This is a genomic window from Pseudomonas sp. S2_B10 (assembly GCF_054668425.1).
In genome coordinates this window covers 3,215,811-3,233,832 of sequence record NZ_CP162768.1, presented here as the reverse complement: position 1 = coordinate 3,233,832, position 18,022 = coordinate 3,215,811, and the positions used below count along the sequence as shown (strand labels likewise).

Below are 18,022 nucleotides of genomic sequence, written 5' to 3'. Positions count from 1 at the left end.
CCCGGCGCGCAGCCGTCGGTCAACGCACCAGATGCAGGAACTGCATGTGCCGTTCGTACTGGTCGAGGATGTCGTTGATGATCTGCTCTTTGGTGTAGCCGACCAGATCGTAGTCCTGACTGCCCTCGCTCAAGTGCACTTCGGCGCGGTAGTAGCGGCGATTGTTGAGTTGCTTGGAACCCATGCCGCCGCGCGCGAACGATGGCGTGAAGTAGCCGCGCATCTGCACCTGATAGATGAACGGATGCTGCTCGCCATGACCGATTTCCAGGCTGACGTTGTCATGCGCCGGATCCGGCTGGGTAACCACGTGCAGGCCTTTTTCGACGAACACGGCGGTCACTTCCTCAATCGCCGGACGCACCGTGCTTTCCATGAAGCGGTACACCTCGTCGCGGGACGGGAAGTGCACGGCCTGACTCAGGCGCTGACGCCAGCCACCGGTGCCACGCCGCGAACCGGAGACCGGCGCCAGCGAATGCAGCTGCGCGATCTGCTTCTGCGACTCCAGATAGAACGCCTTGTGCAGGCCCCACATCATCAGCAGCAGAATCAACGAGAACGGCAATGAGGTCAGCACCACCGCCGACTTCAACGCATCGATGCTGCCGGAAAACAGCAGTGCGCTGGTGATCAGCGCGGTCATCGCACCCCAGAACACCCGCAGCCATTTCGGCCCGTCTTCATCCGGATTGCCACCCTTGGCCGACAGGGTCGAGAGCACCACGGTGCCGGAATCCGCAGACGTCACGAAGAACACGAAGCTGATGAACACCGTCACGGCGATGACAGTCTTGCTCCACGGATAGGTTTCCAGCAGCAGATAAATGCTCATCGACGGATTGTCGATGGCCGACATGCCCAGCGCACTCATGCCGTGATTGAGCACTTGATCCAGGGCGCTGTTGCCGAAGATCGACATCCACGCCAAGGTGAAACCGAGCGGAATCAACAGCACGCCGAAGACGAATTCACGGATGGTGCGGCCCCGGGAAATCCGCGCGATGAACAGGCCCACGAACGGCGACCATGCGATCCACCAGGCCCAGTAGAACACGGTCCAGCCGCCCAGCCAGTCGCTCGGTTTGTCGTAGGCGTAGAGGTCGAAACTCTTCATCGGCAGCGCGCCGAGGTAATCGCCGACGTTCTGGATCAGGGTGTTGAGCAGGTGCTGTGTCGGCCCGGCGAACAACACGAACAGCAGCAGCCCGCAGGCCAGCAGCATGTTGATGTCCGACATCACCCGTACGCCTTTGTCGACGCCGGAGACGGCCACAATGATCGCCGCACCCATCATCAGCGTGATCAGGCCGACCTGAATCCACTGTGTGTGGGCGATGCCGAACAGATAATCCAGACCGGAATTCAGATGCAACACGCCGAAGCCCATGTCGGCACCAAGGCCGAACACCGTGGCGATGATGCCGAAGCCGTCCACCGCATAGCCGATCGGGCCGTTGATGCGTTTGCCGATCAGCGGATACAGCGCCGAACGCAGGGCCAGCGGCAGGTTGTGCCGATAGGCGAAATAGGCCAGCGCCATGCCGACGAAGGCAAACACGCCCCAGCCATGCAGGCCCCAATGCAGGAACAGGATCTGCATCGCCTGGCGTGCCGCATCCGCCGTGCCCGCGTCGCCTTGCGGTGGCTGGAGCATGTGGGTCAGCGGTTCGGAGACGCAGAAGAAAAACAGCGTGATGCTGATCCCGGCGGCGAACAGCATGCCGGCCCAGGACAGGTAACTGAATTCGGGTTCGTCGTGGTCGGCACCGAGTTTTATCTTGCCGTAGCCGGATAAGGCGGTGACCACCACGAAGACCAGATACAGGGTCATCGCGAGCATGTAGTACCAGTCGACCGTGTTGGCCGCCCAGTTTTGCGCTTCCAGCAACCAGGCGCCGGCCTGCTCGGGGATGGCGATGACGACAAGACCAAACAGCAGAATGACCGTCGCGGCGAAGTAGAACACCGGCGGATTCATGCGCACCAGACCGCTGGCGGGGGTAGACGATGCACTCATGAAAGGTGCACCTCGAAGGGTTGAAACGTGGCTGAAATGATCGGACTCAGCAAAGGCAAGCCTCCTGTTGTGAGCGGGCAGCGAACCACCGGTTTAACTTGAATGAACGTTCAAGTTAAACATGAATGGGGCGGTAAGGACTAATCGCAGGGCTGGGCGGTAGGTTTCCTACAGCGCCCGAGGAGGTTTATGACGCGGGTTTTGTGAGATTCGTTCACTGCGCCAAGCAAGAATCAAAAGCCCCTCACCCTAACCCTCTCCCAGAGGGAGAGGGGACTGATTGGGGGATGTTCAGAATGTGCGCCAACCTGAGGAAACCGTGCCGAATCCATAATCGACCCGGTATTTCAGGTCGATGTATGACGCAAAACACCTCGGTCGGCCCCCTCTCCCTCCGGGAGAGGGCTGGGGTGAGGGGAAAAGGATTCCACGGCCTACTTCTGCGTCCCGTCATCATGCTGCAGATTTGCCTGCGTCAGATTCGCCCCCGCCGGCACACTGCGCGTCAGCCAGACGTTGCCGCCAATGGTCGAGCCCTTGCCGATGGTGATCCGTCCGAGAATCGTCGCCCCGGCATAAATCACAACGTCATCCTCAACGATCGGGTGGCGCGGGTGGCCCTTCTGCAACTGGCCGTCCTCATCCGCCGGAAAGCGCTTGGCACCCAAAGTCACCGCCTGATAAATGCGCACCCGCTCGCCAATGATCGCGGTTTCGCCAATCACTACGCCTGTGCCGTGATCGATAAAGAAACTGCGGCCGATCTGCGCGCCCGGGTGGATATCGATGCCGGTCGCCGAGTGCGCGATCTCCGCGCTGATCCGCGCCAGCAACGGCAGCCCGGCGCGATACAGATGGTGCGCCAGTCGATGGTGAATCACCGCAAGAATGCCCGGATAGCACAGCAGCACTTCGTCAACGCTGCGTGCCGCCGGGTCGCCGTGATAAGCCGCAAGCACATCGGTGTCGAGCAGCGTGCGCAGGCCCGGCAAGGCCAAGGCGAAATCCTGCACAATCTGAATGGCGCGGATCTCTACTTCACTGTCGTCCTGCGCACTGTGGCGGGCAACGTAACGCAGCTCCAGTCGTGTCTGCGCCAGCAAAGCATTCAGCGCTACATCAAGTGTGTGGCCGACGTAGAAGTCTTCACTTTCTTCACGCAGATCGACCGGCCCCAGACGCATCGGGAACAGCGCGCCACACAGCGCCTCGAGGATCTCCGCCATCGCCGCACGCGACGGCAACTCGCGCCCACCCTGCTCCCCTGAAGCGCGACCATTCTGTGCGCGCCACTGATCCCGCGCGCTGCGCAGCTGGCTGACGATGGTCTGCAATTGCCAATGGCTGGAACGCTCGCTCACGGTAAAGACTCCTCACGGGCGGCCGGACTGTCTGGCCGCGTCAACGGCGCCTACTTTACGGCATGCCTTTGCCGACGAATTAAGAACCGATAGTGCTGGCCTCAGTCCATTTGGCTATAAGCGATTGGCGGTTGCCCGGGCAAAATCGCGTGCCTATAGTCCTTTCATTCTTCTGCGCCAGTACGGACCCATGATCAAACAACAGCTGCAACGCTTCCCCCGTCTCGAACTGCTGAGCCACCCCACGCCGCTGGAAAAACTCGAACGCCTGTCCACCTGGCTTGGTCGCGAGGTGTACATCAAGCGCGATGACCTGACGCCGCTGGCGATGGGCGGCAACAAGCTGCGCAAACTGGAATACCTGGCCGCCGACGCGCTCGCGCAAGGTGCTGACACGCTGATCACGGCCGGTGCGTTGCAATCGAACCACGTGCGCCAGACCGCCGCGCTGGCCGCGAAACTCGGCCTCGGTTGTGTGGCGCTGCTGGAAAATCCGCTGGGCACTGATGATGGAAATTACACCGGCAACGGCAACCGCTTGCTGCTGAATCTGTTCGACACCAAAGTCGAGCTGGTCGACAACCTCGACAATGCCGACGAACAACTGGCCGCCCTCGCCGTGCGCCTGCGCAGCAACGGCAAGAAGCCGTATCTGGTGCCGATTGGCGGCTCCAACGCGCTCGGTGCTCTGGGTTATGTGCGCGCCGGGCTGGAACTGGCCGAGCAGATCAAGGACAGCGGCCTCGATTTCGCCGCTGTGGTGCTGGCTTCAGGCAGTGCCGGTACTCACAGTGGTCTCGGACTGGCGCTGAGTGAGGTGCTGCCGCAACTGCCGGTGATCGGCGTGACCGTTTCGCGCAGTGAAGAAGATCAGCGCCCGAAGGTTCAGGGTTTGGCCGAATGCACCGCTGAGCTGCTGGGCATCGAGTTGCCGGCCAGTTTCAAGGTCAAGCTGTGGGACGAATATTTCGGCCCGCGTTACGGCGAGCCGAATGCCGGTACTTTGGCGGCGGTGAAACTGTTGGCGGCTCAGGAAGGTCTGTTGCTTGACCCGGTGTACACCGGCAAGGCCATGGCCGGCCTGTTAGACGGGATTGGCCGGCAGCGATTCGATGACGGCCCGATCATCTTCCTGCACACCGGGGGCGCGCCAGCGTTGTTTGCCTACAAGGATTTTCTGTAAGAGCAGATCAAGAGATGGTGATTGTTCCCCACGCAGAGCGTGGGAATGATCTTATGCAGAAAGTGAATATCAAAATTGATATTAAGTATTTTCAAGTCTAACGATCACATCTTATAGTCTCGCCGCAGGCGAATTTCAGGCGAGACGCTTAAGCTGCTTTAAGGCAGGATAGCGCTGTCGTTCAAATCACCAATTTGCCTACATTCCTTAAGCGTCTTCCATAAGAAAACACAGGGGCTTGTCATGAATTTTTCCGCACTACGTCGCACTCTGCTGGTCGGTTCGCTGGGTCTTGCGCTCAGCGCCGGCCTGATCGGTCAGGCAGTGGCCGGTGAGCAGTTGCAACAGATCAAGGACAAGGGCGTTCTGAACGTCGGCCTGGAAGGCACTTACCCCCCGTTCAGCTATGTCGACGAGAACGGCAAGCTGTCGGGTTTTGAAGTGGAGCTGTCCGAAGCGCTGGCGCAAAAGCTCGGCGTCAAGGCCAAGATTCAGCCGACCAAATGGGACGGCATCCTCGCCGCACTGGAATCCAAGCGTCTGGATCTGGTGGTCAACCAAGTGACCATTTCCGACGAGCGCAAGAAGAAGTACGACTTCTCCGAACCGTATACCGTCTCTGGCATTCAGGCCCTCGTGCTGAAAAGCAAAGAGTCGGCGCTGAACATCAAGACTGCCGCTGACCTGTCCGGCAAGAAAGTCGGTGTCGGCCTGGGTACCAACTACGAGCAGTGGGTCCGCGCCAACGTGCCGGGTGCTGACGTGCGCACCTACGATGATGATCCGACCAAATTCGCCGACCTCAACAACGGTCGTACCGATGCCATCCTGATCGACCGTCTGGCTGCCCTCGAATACGCCAAGAAAGCCCCGAAAACCGTAGCTGCCGGTGAGGCCTTCTCGCGTCAGGAATCCGGTATCGCCCTGCGCAAAGGCGAGCCTGAACTGCTGGCTGCGGTGAACAAGGCGCTCGACGAACTGCGTGCTGACGGCACTCTTGAGAAACTGTCGAAGAAATACTTCAACGCAGACGTCACTAAATAATGGAAGAGGCTTTCCAACTCGCGCTGGATTCCGCGCCCTTTCTGTTGAAGGGCGCGTACTACACGGTAGTCCTCAGCCTCGGCGGGATGTTCTTCGGTCTGCTGCTGGGCTTCGGCCTCGCGCTGATGCGCCTGTCGCGCTTCAAATCGGTCAGCTGGCTGGCCCGCATCTACGTGTCGTTCTTTCGCGGCACGCCGTTGCTGGTGCAGTTGTTCGTGATCTATTACGGCTTGCCGCAACTGGGCATGGAGCTTGATCCGCTGCCAGCAGCGCTGATCGGTTTCTCGCTGAACATGGCCGCCTACGCCTGTGAAATCCTTCGGGCCGCGATCGGTTCGATCGAACGCGGTCAGTGGGAGGCTGCTGCGAGTATCGGCATGACCCGCGCGCAGACCCTGCGCCGGGCCATCCTGCCGCAAGCGATGCGCACGGCATTACCGCCGCTGGGCAACAGCTTCATTTCGCTGGTCAAGGACACGGCGCTGGCCGCGACCATTCAGGTGCCGGAGCTGTTCCGTCAGGCGCAGCTGATTACCGCCCGGACTTTTGAAGTCTTCACCATGTATCTTGCCGCCGCGCTGATCTACTGGATTCTGGCCACGGTGCTTTCGCACTTGCAGAACAAGTTGGAAGAGCGGGTCAATCGGCACGACCAGGAGTCCTGACGCGATGATTGTCGTGGAAAAACTGACCAAGCAATTCAAGGGACAGGTCGTGCTCAACGGCATCGACCTTGAGGTAAAGGAAGGCGAAGTCGTCGCGATCATCGGTCCCAGTGGTTCGGGGAAAACGACGTTCCTGCGCTGCCTGAATTTCCTCGAAGAACCCACCAGCGGCCGGATCAAGGTCGGCGATATCGAAATCGATACCAGCCGTCCGCTGAACCAGCAGCAAAGTCTGGTGCGCAACCTGCGCCAGCACGTCGGCTTCGTGTTCCAGAACTTCAACCTGTTCCCCCATCGCACCGCTTTGGAAAACGTCATCGAAGGCCCGATCGTGGTCAAGAAGATGCCGCGCGACCAGGCAGTTGCTCTGGGTAAAAAGCTGCTGACCAAAGTGGGGCTTGCCGGCAAGGAGGACGCGTATCCGCGCCGGCTTTCCGGTGGCCAGCAACAGCGCGTGGCAATCGCCCGGGCGCTGGCGATGGAGCCGGAAGTCATTCTGTTCGACGAACCGACCTCCGCCCTCGACCCGGAACTGGTCGGCGAAGTGCTGGCGACCATCCGCGGTCTTGCCGAAGAAAATCGCACCATGGTGATTGTCACCCATGAAATGGGTTTTGCCCGTGACGTGGCCAATCGCGTGGTGTTTTTCGACAAGGGCGTAATTGTTGAACAAGGTGAAGCCAAGGCACTGTTTGCCAACCCGAAAGAAGAACGCACCAAACAGTTTCTCAGCAAGTTTCTGAATCACGCCTGAGAACTTTCTCTGCCACAGCCCTCAACTTCCACGGACGGAAGTTATCCCTCCCCCGGCATTTCATTCTTCTAAATATTTATTACTTGTGCGCGCAGATATACATTGCGCAACGATGACGCACGTTCTCGACTCGTCATATTTCCACACGTTTGCCGGTGAACGAACCCGCACAAAACGCCGCGAAACCGCTGTTTATCTGTAGCTGATTTCGCGCTTACGCCTAGGCTTAGTGCCTCGATGACGTAGGAGCTTTCTGATTAACTTGTAATTTACGCATTAACTAATCCCCTCTATTGACACCCCTCTCCGCAGACTTTTATCTAGTCGGCAACCGGCGCCCATTAGTTCAAACAACCCGCACTAATACCGAGCAAATACTTGTCGCTTTTATTGCCAGTTGATTCGCGCCTTTTTTGTTTTCCAGAAACGGATTTCGCTGCAAGACTTCAAGGAGAGAAACCGATGACCCGCACTTCGCACACACCCGAACTTGCAGCGCCAACGCTGGCATGCGCACAAAAAACCGGCATCAACCTGGCAACGGCAGCTCACCTGCTCATCGACGTGCCGCCCTACTGCGACATGGACGTTGGCGATCTGATCGAACTGTTCTGGGACAAATGCTATGTCGCGTCAAAAGTCCTCAGCGCGGCCGATGTGGGCGAGTCGGTCAGCCTGCGGGTGCCGGAGAGTTTCATCACCAACGGCACCGCGCGCATTCACTACCGCGTGATGCAGGTCGGCCAGGGCGCCGCGCTTTCGGCAACGACGCGGATACAGGTCAAACTCGATTGCCCGGGTGGCCAGCCCGCTGCGCACTGCGAAGATGAAAACCAGCAACTGGCACCGGTGATCATCCCCGAAGCGATTCGCCGCCAGGGCGTCAACCCCAGCCAGATCAAACGCGGCGTGCCGCTGACTATCGAGCCTTATCTGAACATGGCCGAAGACGACGCCATCACATTGCGCTGGGGCGATGTGCGCATGGATCTGGCGGCGCTCACTGCGGCCGACGTCGGGCTGCCGATTCAGGTCTGGGTGCCACCGGCGGTGATTGTCGAAGCGGGCGAAGACCTGCGACTGGACGTGACGTACTGCATCCTCGACCGGGTGGGCAACAATTCGCGATGGGCGCCGCCGCGCACACTGAAAATCGGTTGCGTGAATCCGTACGTGAAAGTCCACCTGAAGCCCGAATTCAAGGCCGCCGAATCACGTACCAAGTGAGACCTGCTCAGGGGTGGGAGGTCAGTTATCTCTCACCTGAACCTCGTTAACCAAGCCGAACATCCACCCTTCTATGCATATTCCTAAAAGTTAGTTCATTTAATTTTTATACACGCTTAGGGTATATGCACCGGACCACCGGACATTCTTTCAATCGCCGCACTTCGCGGCGTTTTTCATGAGATGTGAGGTAGGTATGGTCCGGAACACAATCACCCCAGTGCAGATCGCCAGGGCATTGCGTGCAGCCAGGGAGCGGCACTGATGTCCAGTCTGGCAGATGCGAATCTGCAGTCCGATCTGGACATCGCCCCACTGTTGTTGCCCGCGCAAGTACTGCGCAACGACGCTCAAGCCATCAAGGCCGCCCACGAGCTGGCGCAGGCCGCCCGCGTGCAGGCGGCCAAACGCGACCGTCAGCGCAAGCTGCCATGGTCGGAAATCGAACAGTTCACCCGCAGCGGTCTGGGCAGCATTGCCATCCCGCGCGAATACGGTGGCCCGCAGGTTTCCTTCGTCACATTGGCTGAAGTATTCGCGATCATTTCTGCCGCCGACCCGGCGCTCGGACAGATTCCGCAAAACCAGTTCGGCATCATCCATCTGGTGCTCGGCACCGCTACCCAAGCGCAGAAAAAGCAGCTGTTCCAGAGTGTTCTGGAAGGTTGGCGCATCGGCAATGCCGGCCCGGAACGCGGCACGAAAAACACCTTGGAACTGAAGGCGCGAATCAGTGCAGATGGCGACGACTACGTGATCAACGGCCAGAAGTTCTATTCCACCGGCGCCCTGTTCGCCCACTGGGTCGCGGTGAAAGCGCTCAACGATGACGGCAAGCAAGTGCTGGCCTTCGTCCGTCGCGGCACGCCAGGTTTGCGCATCGTCGATGACTGGTCGGGTTTCGGCCAGCGCACCACCGCCAGCGGCACGATCCTGCTGAACAACGTGCGCGTCGAGTCGAGCCTGGTCATCGACAACTGGAAGATCAACGACAAGCCGAACACCCAAGGGGCAGTGTCGCAGCTGATTCAAGCGGCCATCGACGCCGGCATCGCACGCGGTGCTATCGACGACGCCATCGACTTCGTCAAAACCCGCGCGCGGCCATGGATCGACGCCAAGGTCGAGCGCGCCAGCGATGACCTCTACGTGATCGCCGATATCGGCAAACTGAAAATCGAACTGCACGCCGCCGAAGCGCTGCTGCGCAAGGCCGGGCAAGTGCTCGATGAAGTCCACGCCGCGCCGCTGACTGCCGAATCCGCCGCACGCGCTTCGATCGCCGTGGCTGAAGCAAAAGTACTGACCACCGAGATCTCGCTGCTGGCCAGCGAAAAGCTCTTCGAACTGGCCGGCAGCCGCGCGACCCTCGCCGAATTCAATCTCGACCGCCACTGGCGCAACGCCCGCGTGCACACCCTGCACGACCCGGTGCGCTGGAAATATCACGCAGTCGGCGCCTATCGCCTGAACGGCACTTTGCCGGCTCGCCATTCCTGGATCTGAGACGACCAGTCATCTGGAGAACCCCCTATGACGCTTTCCCATCACGTCGCGCTCATCACCAGCGATGAGCAAGCCCTGATCGTCGCCAGCGACCTGGCCGAAGATTTCAAACGCGACAGCGCGATCCGCGACCGCGAACGCCGCCTGCCATTGGCCGAGCTCGAAGTGTTTTCCCGCTCCGGCCTGTGGGGCATCAGCGTGCCAAAAGAATATGGCGGCGCGGGCGTATCCAACGTCACCCTGGCCAAAGTCATCGCCCTGATTGCGCAGGCCGACGGTTCACTCGGGCAAATTCCGCAGAACCATTTCTACGCACTGGAAGTGCTGCGCGTGAATGGCAGCGATGAACAGAAACAACGTCTGTACGCCGAGGTCCTCGCCGGTCAACGCTTCGGCAATGCGCTGGCGGAACTGGGCACCAAAACCGCTCACGACCGTGTCACCCGTCTCAAACGCGACGGCGCTGGTTATCGCATCAACGGTCGCAAGTTCTACTCGACCGGGGCGATTTACGCGCAGCGCATTCCGACGTCGGTGGTCGATGAAAACGGCGTACAGCAACTGGCCTTCGTCCCGCGCGAGAGCAAGGGCCTGACGGTGATCGACGACTGGAGCGGCTTCGGCCAGCGCACCACTGGCAGTGGCTCGGTGGTGTTCGAAGATGTGTATGTAGCGGCTGAAGATGTGCTGCCGTTTCAGAGCGCTTTCGAGCGCCCGACCACGGTCGGCCCGCTGGCGCAGATTCTCCACGCCGCCATCGACACCGGCATTGCCCGCGCCGCTTTCGAAGATGCCTTGCATTTCGTGCGCAGCAAGACCCGTCCGTGGATCGATTCCGGCAACGACAAGGCCACCGAAGATCCACTCACATTGAAGAGCTTCGGCCACTTGAGCATTCGGTTGCACGCCACCGAAGCCTTGCTCGAACGTGCCGGCGAAATCCTCGATGCCGCGCAAGCCGAAACCAACGCCGAAACCGTCGCCGCCGCATCGATTGCAGTTGCCGAAGCGCGGGCGATCAGTACGGAAATTTCCCTCGCCGCCGGCAGCACCCTGTTCGAACTGGCCGGCAGCCAGGCGACGCTGAGTGAACACGGCCTCGACCGCCACTGGCGCAACGCCCGAGTGCATACCCTGCATGACCCAGTGCGCTGGAAATATCACGCAGTTGGCAATTATTACCTCAACGACGAAAACCCTCCGCTGCGAGGGACGATCTGATGAGCGCTGCGAAAAAGAAAATTCTGCTCAATGCGTTCAACATGAACTGCATCGGCCATATCAATCACGGCCTGTGGACGCATCCGCGCGACACTTCGACCCGCTACAACACGATCGAATACTGGACCGAACTGGCGCAGTTGCTTGAGCGTGGATTGTTCGATGGCTTGTTCATCGCTGACATCGTCGGCGTCTACGACGTCTACCAGAACTCGGTGGACGTCACGCTGAAAGAGTCGATCCAGTTGCCGGTCAACGATCCGCTGCTGCTGGTTTCAGCGATGGCCGCCGTCACCAGAAACCTCGGCTTTGGCCTGACTGCCAATCTCACTTACGAGCCGCCGTATCTGTTCGCCCGACGCATGTCGACGCTCGATCATCTGAGTCGCGGCCGGGTCGGCTGGAACATCGTCACCGGTTACCTGGACAGCGCCGCCAAAGCCATGGGCCTGCGCGAACAGGTCGAACATGACCGCCGCTACGACCAGGCCGAAGAATATCTGCAGGTCTTGTACAAGCTCTGGGAAGGCAGCTGGGAAAACGGCGCGGTGCTCAACGACCGCGAGCAGCGCATCTACGCCAATCCGGAAAAAGTGCACAAGGTCGAGCACAAGGGCGAGTTCTATCAGGTCGAGGGTTATCACCTCTGCGAGCCGTCACCGCAGCGCACGCCGGTATTGTTCCAAGCCGGCAGCTCCGATCGCGGCTTGCTCTTCGCCGGGCGTCACGCCGAATGCGTGTTCATCAGCGGCCAGAACAAACCATCGACCAAAGTGCAGGTCGACAAGGTCCGTGCCAGCGCGGTCGAAGCCGGGCGCAATCCTCAAGACATCAAGGTATTCATGGGCCTCAATGTGATCGTCGGCGCCACCGAAGAAGCGGCGTGGGCCAAGCATGCCGAGTACCTGAGCTACGCCAGCGCCGAGGCCGGCGTGGCGCACTTTTCCGCGTCCACCGGTATCGACTTTGCCCAGTACGAAATCGACGAACCGATCCAGTACGTGAAGAGCAATGCGATTCAGTCGGCGACGAAAAACCTGCAGAACAACGACTGGACCCGGCGCAAATTGCTCGACCAGCACGCCCTTGGTGGTCGTTACATCACCGTGGTCGGCTCGCCCGAGCAAGTGGCGGATGAACTCGAATCGTGGATCGCCGAAACCGGTCTGGACGGCTTCAACCTGACCCGCATCGTCACCCCGGAAAGCTATGTCGATTTCATCGAACTGGTGATTCCCGAGTTGCAGCGGCGCGGCTCGTACAAGACTGCGTATGACAGCGGCAGCTTGCGCGAGAAGTTGTTTCACGGTGAGGCGCAGTTGCCTGAGCAACATAGCGGCTCTTCGTACCGACGCTAAAAGCATCGCTGGCAAGCCAGCTCCCACAAGTGTCTGCGGCGCACACAAAACCTGTGGGAGCTGGCTTGCCAGCGATGAGGCCACAACAGACACACAAATCTTATGCACTGACTGGAAAACTCATCATGACCAAAAAAACCCTGTCCCACCCAGTCAAAGCACTGGCCCTGGCCTTCGGCCTGTTCAGCTCGGCAGTGTTTGCTGCCGATGCACCGCTGAAAATCGGCACCACCGCCGCTTTCGCCATTCCGCTGGAAGCCGCCGTCGAGGAAGCTTCCAAACAAGGCCTGAAAGTCGAGCTGGTGGAATTCACCGACTGGATCGCGCCCAACGTCAGCCTCGCCGCTGGCGACATCGATGTGAATTACTTCCAGCACATCCCGTTCCTGGAAAACGCCAAAGCCGCGTCCGGTTTCGATCTGGTGCCGTTCGCACCCGGGATCATCAACAACGTCGGCCTGTATTCGAAGAAATACAAAAGCTTCGATGAACTGCCCGAAGGCGCCAGCGTCGCCATCGCCAATGACCCGATCAACAGCGGACGTGGTTTGCAACTGCTGGCCAAGGCCGGGTTGATCACCCTGAAAACGGGCGTCGGTTACAAGGCCACCGAGGACGACATCGTCGCCAATCCGAAGAACATCAGGATCCTGCAGGTCGAAGCCGTGCAACTGGTGCGCGCCTATGACGACGCCGACCTGGTCCAGGGTTATCCAGCCTACATCCGTCTGGCGAAGACCTTCGATGCCGGCTCGGCGCTGCTGTTCGACGGTCTCGATCACAAGGAATACGTGATCCAGTTCGTCATCCAGCCGAAGAGCAAAACCGACCCGCGCCTGATCAAGTTCGTCGACATCTATCAGCATTCACCGGCCGTTCGCGCGGCACTGGACAAGGCCCACGGCGAGCTCTATCAGGCCGGTTGGGAAAGCTGAACATGACCGCAGCGATCCAACGGCGACTGGAGCTTCCGGAGCCACACAATGCTGAAAAAACCGAGCTGCATCCCGAGCTGAATCGCGCCCACGTACGCTTTATTGGCGTGGGCAAAACCTACAACGGCCGACAAGGTCCGGTCGCGGCTTTGCAGGGCATCGACCTGGCGATTCAGCGCGGTGAAGTGTTTGGCATCATCGGCCGCAGCGGCGCTGGCAAGTCGTCGCTGATTCGCACGATCAATCGCCTGGAGCAGCCAACGTCGGGGCGGGTGCTGATCGATCAGGTGGATATCGGCGAGTTCGATGAAGACCGCCTCGTCGCCCTGCGCCGGCGCATCGGCATGATCTTCCAGCACTTCAATCTGATGTCGGCCAAGACCGTCTGGCAGAACGTCGAGTTGCCGCTGAAAGTCGCCGGCGTGCCGAAGGAGCAGCGCGACAACAAGGTTCGCGAACTGCTCGAACTGGTCGGCCTGCAAGGCAAGCACAAGGCGTACCCGGCGCAACTCTCCGGTGGGCAGAAACAGCGTGTCGGCATCGCCCGTGCGCTGGTGCATGACCCGGACATTCTGCTCTGCGATGAAGCGACATCGGCGCTCGACCCGGAAACCACGCAGTCGATCCTCGGCCTGTTGCGCGAGATCAACAAACGCCTGGGCCTGACCATTGTGCTGATCACTCACGAAATGGCAGTGATCCGCGAGATCTGCGATCGCGTCGTCGTGCTTGAGCATGGCCATGTGGTCGAGCAAGGGCCGGTGTGGCAAGTGTTCGGCAATCCGCAACACGCAGTCAGCCAGACTTTGCTCGCGCCGCTGCAACACGCCTTGCCGGAAGAACTGCAAAGCCGATTGCAGGCGCAATCCACGGCTTCAAATGCAGCGGTGGTGTTGCGTTTGCAGTTCACCGGCAGTGCCGCTGATGAGCCGGATCTGGCTGCATTATTTGCGGCATTGGGTGGCCAAGTGAAGCTGCTTCAGGGCGGCGTGGAAAGGATTCAGGGACACGCGCTGGGGCAGCTGTTGCTGGCCGTCAGCGGCTCGGCATTCAGCGCTGAGCAATTGCGCGAACGCGCCGGGCAATGGGCGCAACGAGTGGAGGTATTGGGCTATGTGGTTTGATCGCTTGCTGCAGGGTTTTATCGACACCTTCCTGATGGTTGGCGTGTCGTCGTTGATCGCGCTGCTGGCGGGGATTCCCATGGCGGTGATTCTGGTCACCAGTGACAAGGGCGGGATCTATGAGGCGCCGCTGTTGAACCGTGCGCTGGGCGCCTTCGTCAATCTGTTCCGCTCGATCCCGTTCCTGATTCTGATGGTTGCGCTGATTCCGTTTACCCGCCTGATCGTCGGCACCACCTATGGCGTGTGGGCCGCTGTGGTACCGCTGACAATCGCCGCAACGCCCTTCTTCGCGCGGATCGCCGAAGTGAGTCTGCGCGAGGTCGATCATGGTCTGATCGAAGCCGCGCAGGCCATGGGTTGCCGGCGCTGGCATATCGTCTGGCATGTGCTGCTGCCCGAGGCGCTGCCGGGGATCGTCGGGGGGTTCACCATCACGCTGGTGACGATGATCAATTCGTCAGCCATGGCTGGGGCAATTGGTGCTGGTGGGCTGGGGGATATAGCTTACCGCTACGGCTATCAGCGCTTCGACAGCCAGATCATGTTGACGGTGATTGTCTTGCTGGTGGCGTTGGTGGCGGTGATTCAGTTGGGTGGGGATCGGTTGGCTCGGGGGTTGAACAAGCGGTGAAGCAGACTCTTTGCTTCCGATGGCTGGAACGCCAGCGCCCACCATCGGATGCGAACTGGTGGCGCTACTGTGAGTGTTCACCCGACATAACCTGGAGTAATCGAATTTTTTTTCAGAAAAGCCCGGGTATTTCCCTGATCAAGCGTGTTTTCCATGTTTTCTCTTGTCTGAAAAATCAGACTCGTCATGTCTTTCCACTTCACGCTGTTATGAGATTGCCACTCCACATACTCATCAGGCGAAGCCAGACCCGTTTCGACACCCGACATAATCCTTGTCAATACTTGCCACGTTTTGGATTGCATTTGGTGAAACACTGGATACAGATTTCCAAATGAAGCCAGATTATTGATTGAAGGCTTCAGATCAAAGCTGTCGACTCCGGTCAACGTCATATATTTACGTGACTCATCTTTCAGATGGAAGGCAGCAGCCCCATAGGCTGAAGCGCCACCCGCGCTGGCCAGACCGGCAGAGAGTTTCAAAGCCCCATAAACAGGCCTGAAATCCCCATTGAATTTCGGATGATCTAGCGAGCCATACTCTTTTATTATTCTGGAAGGGGAATGAGCATAGTCAAACATGCCCATTTCGAAACCATCCCGGATCTCCGTTGCAAAACCTGGTTTAACCCCTTGATGCCACATATTCATGAGGCCATCACCTTCTAGATCAGGGATGCTTTCCGGATTGATATTGAAAGTCAGTTTCGCCCTGGATATGACATCAACAGCGGCTTCCAGCAATTCATCCGCAGCCACATCGCTCTGGATGCGCGCCAGCTTTTTAATTTTGCCAATGGCAGAACTCTTATCCGTGTCCTTTCTAGCCATGATGCTGGGGAGCAAATGCAATTTGAAATGGGCCCTGCGCGCATGCTCCGCGTCACTTTCGCCGCTCAAAACGCTACTCAAACCTCTGATCGTCCCCTGTTCATCAACGAAAATCAGCGGACTATTTCCTAGCATTGCGTAAAGATTGATTCCATCGATATCTCGGCCAGGATCGGGACTTGTCCAGCGTTGTAACCACGGCGCGTAATAACGATATCCATAATAGTAAAGACCGGTCGCATCCCGCTCTTTGCCTGAGTAGCGAATCGTTTTGTTTTTCACCGCCAATGAATTCTTACCCGCCCAGCACGCCGTGCCACCAAACGGGTAATAGTGCTCCTGAGTCAAAATCCCCGCACCATCATCCAATTCCAGCGTGCTGGAACCAAGATGATCACTGAGGCTGTAACGCAGTTGGTCGCCTTCCACCCCGCTTGGCCAGTGCAGCAGTCGTACCCGATTGCGCCCGGTGTCGACATTGACGACATGTCGCTCGACACCATCGACTTCGCGATGAATCTCGAGCCCCGGCAGATAACGAACTTCTACCGTCAGCGTCTGACCGGACGCTTGGCTGACAGTCGTTTTACGCAACCGATGGCCCGGCTCGTCGTAGCCATAACACTCGTAGTCATCGCTTTCATCCGCACGCTGCACCAACACAACCCGGCTTAACTCATTGCGTACGTTCCAGTACATGGCCTGACCGCGTTGCAACTCCAACTGATTACCCGCCGCATCAAATCCCAGCGCTATCTCCGCTTCCCCGGGCAAGGAACCATCGTCGCGCTGCGCCAGGCTTCGGTTGCTGCGATGGGAGGTGTACATCGAAAAACCCGGCGCACCGCTGTGGTGGCGAGTGATCAGGTTGCCCGCTGCGTCGTAGTCGAATTTCTGCGTGTAGTTGCGCCGTTGATTGGGATCGAGCGGCGTTGGCAGCAGCTCCGGCAAGGCCGGGCCATGACTGGGCTGGCTGACTTCCCAGCCGCTGGCCTCGACCAGTTGATAAAGGCTGTCGTAGCGATACCGACTGACCGGATCGATGCGCTGATTGTTGAGCCAGGACACGGCTTGAGTCTTGTCTTCCAGGCTGATGATGTTGCCCACCGGATCGTAGACGTAATTCAGATCCTGCAACGGAGGATGCGTGCCGACACTGGCGAGCAGTCTGAGCAACCGGCCGTCATCGCGGCTGTATTCGGCGCGGGCGATGACGCCGTTGCCGGCCGTTTCGCTTTCGATCTGACCCTGCGCGTTGTAGCGAATCGCGCTGACCAGGCACTTCGGCTGCCTGCCCTCGCCGGCCTGCAACAGCCAGGTCGCGCAAGCTTGCCCGGCGATGTTGTAATGCTGGGTCCGGAGGTTGCCTACCGCGTCGGTGTGATGCTGCAACTCGCCGGTTGGAGTGAAAGTCTGCCGGGTGACGTAGGTTGTTTCCTCGAGATAGTCATCCCGCCGGTCGGGTTCGAGTGGCCAGTCAGGCGTCTCGAGCTCGATCAAAAAGCGTCGCGACTCCACCACCACTGCACCGCCGAGGCCGTAGTGATCGAAGTGCCGATTGCCGGCCGGGTCGTCGTGGCGGATCGGTCGACCGCACTGGTTGTGCTGTGCGTGATCATCGGTGGCTTTTGCATAGGTCCAGCGCTCGACCACGCGAGGCTGCCCGTCGTGCGCCTGCTCGGTGAGGGCTAGCGGTCGCTGCAGATCATCGTATTGGCGGTGACTCTGACTGCCCCGCGCATCCCAGCCAGAACACATCGAGCCCGCTTCATTCAACAGCCGCACCTGCCAACCGGCGTCGACGCTGTCTGCGAGTAAGTCTTGACCGCTCAATGCGTAGAGTGTGGCCAGATTCGGTTTGGGCGCAACGCCGTACAAACGCGGATCCCACGACGCTACCTGACGCCCCGCCTCATCAAAAATCTGCCGGGTGATGCGCGATTCGATGTCGGCTTTATCCGGGTGTCGGCAATAGGCAACGCTGCGAACCACCAGTGCGCGCGGGTCAATTACCGACAAGGTCGGAGTGGTGGTGTCATGACGAGTGCCCATTTGGAGTGAGTCCTTGGCATCTTTGATACCAAGACTGTGCTTATTCTGGTCGAGCCGCTACTGTAAAAACTAACAGGTCAACCTCTTTTAATGACTCAACCGCCA

General features: G+C 59.2%; 14 protein-coding genes. 11 read left to right on the top strand and 3 right to left on the bottom strand.

Annotation, left to right across the window (positions count from 1 at the left end; genetic code table 11):
• Positions 1-19 precede the first annotated feature (19 nt).
• Positions 20-1,981 carry a choline transporter BetT gene (betT, locus tag AB4O45_RS14495; protein WP_460161505.1) on the bottom strand — a complete coding sequence of 654 codons (1,962 nt, stop codon included), beginning with the start codon at positions 1,979-1,981 and terminating at the stop codon, positions 20-22.
• 473 nt (positions 1,982-2,454) lie between these two features.
• Entirely contained in the window at positions 2,455-3,381 is a 927-nt protein-coding gene (gene epsC, locus AB4O45_RS14490) for a serine O-acetyltransferase EpsC (protein ID WP_150637907.1), read from the bottom strand.
• A gap of 190 nt (positions 3,382-3,571) precedes the next feature.
• Between epsC and AB4O45_RS14485 the strand changes: the two genes are divergently transcribed.
• The 11 genes from AB4O45_RS14485 to AB4O45_RS14435 all read left to right on the top strand — a co-directional run bounded on the left by AB4O45_RS14485 (position 3,572) and on the right by AB4O45_RS14435 (position 15,032).
• A complete protein-coding gene (locus tag AB4O45_RS14485) occupies positions 3,572-4,564 on the top strand; it encodes a D-cysteine desulfhydrase (RefSeq protein ID WP_056787068.1) in 993 nt (330 codons plus the stop codon).
• A gap of 243 nt (positions 4,565-4,807) precedes the next feature.
• A complete protein-coding gene (gene tcyJ, locus AB4O45_RS14480; RefSeq protein ID WP_016772199.1) occupies positions 4,808-5,608 on the top strand; it encodes a cystine ABC transporter substrate-binding protein in 801 nt (266 codons plus the stop codon).
• The gene (tcyL, locus tag AB4O45_RS14475; RefSeq protein WP_016772200.1) at positions 5,608-6,273 is read left to right on the top strand and encodes a cystine ABC transporter permease; all 666 of its coding nucleotides are present in this window, start codon (positions 5,608-5,610) and stop codon (positions 6,271-6,273) included. Before tcyJ ends, tcyL begins: the two co-directional genes overlap by 1 nt.
• Positions 6,274-6,277: 4 nt before the next feature.
• Positions 6,278-7,027, top strand: a complete 750-nt coding sequence (tcyN, locus tag AB4O45_RS14470) for an L-cystine ABC transporter ATP-binding protein TcyN (RefSeq protein WP_076565047.1) — start codon at positions 6,278-6,280, stop codon at positions 7,025-7,027.
• A gap of 462 nt (positions 7,028-7,489) precedes the next feature.
• Positions 7,490-8,254 carry a hypothetical protein gene (locus tag AB4O45_RS14465; protein ID WP_252877239.1) on the top strand — a complete coding sequence of 255 codons (765 nt, stop codon included), beginning with the start codon at positions 7,490-7,492 and terminating at the stop codon, positions 8,252-8,254.
• Between the two features lie 264 nt (positions 8,255-8,518).
• Entirely contained in the window at positions 8,519-9,760 is a 1,242-nt protein-coding gene (locus AB4O45_RS14460) for an SfnB family sulfur acquisition oxidoreductase (protein WP_252877238.1), read from the top strand.
• A 27-nt stretch (positions 9,761-9,787) separates the two neighbouring features.
• Complete coding sequence (locus AB4O45_RS14455) at positions 9,788-10,981, top strand: SfnB family sulfur acquisition oxidoreductase (RefSeq protein ID WP_252877237.1); 1,194 nt, start codon at positions 9,788-9,790, stop codon at positions 10,979-10,981.
• Positions 10,981-12,339 (top strand): LLM class flavin-dependent oxidoreductase, encoded by a 1,359-nt coding sequence (locus AB4O45_RS14450; RefSeq protein WP_460160230.1) that lies wholly within the window; start codon positions 10,981-10,983, stop codon positions 12,337-12,339. The genes AB4O45_RS14455 and AB4O45_RS14450 overlap by 1 nt, the downstream gene beginning before the upstream one ends.
• A 125-nt stretch (positions 12,340-12,464) precedes the next feature.
• Entirely contained in the window at positions 12,465-13,274 is an 810-nt protein-coding gene (locus AB4O45_RS14445) for a MetQ/NlpA family ABC transporter substrate-binding protein (RefSeq protein ID WP_243241532.1), read from the top strand.
• A 2-nt stretch (positions 13,275-13,276) separates the two neighbouring features.
• The gene (locus AB4O45_RS14440) at positions 13,277-14,398 is read left to right on the top strand and encodes a methionine ABC transporter ATP-binding protein (protein WP_460160229.1); all 1,122 of its coding nucleotides are present in this window, start codon (positions 13,277-13,279) and stop codon (positions 14,396-14,398) included.
• Positions 14,388-15,032 (top strand): methionine ABC transporter permease, encoded by a 645-nt coding sequence (locus tag AB4O45_RS14435; RefSeq protein ID WP_016772208.1) that lies wholly within the window; start codon positions 14,388-14,390, stop codon positions 15,030-15,032. Before AB4O45_RS14440 ends, AB4O45_RS14435 begins: the two co-directional genes overlap by 11 nt.
• A 77-nt stretch (positions 15,033-15,109) precedes the next feature.
• Here the strand turns inward: AB4O45_RS14435 and AB4O45_RS14430 are convergent, their stop codons facing one another.
• Positions 15,110-17,917, bottom strand: a complete 2,808-nt coding sequence (locus tag AB4O45_RS14430) for an RHS repeat domain-containing protein (RefSeq protein WP_460160228.1) — start codon at positions 17,915-17,917, stop codon at positions 15,110-15,112.
• Between the last annotated feature and the right edge of the window lie 105 nt (positions 17,918-18,022).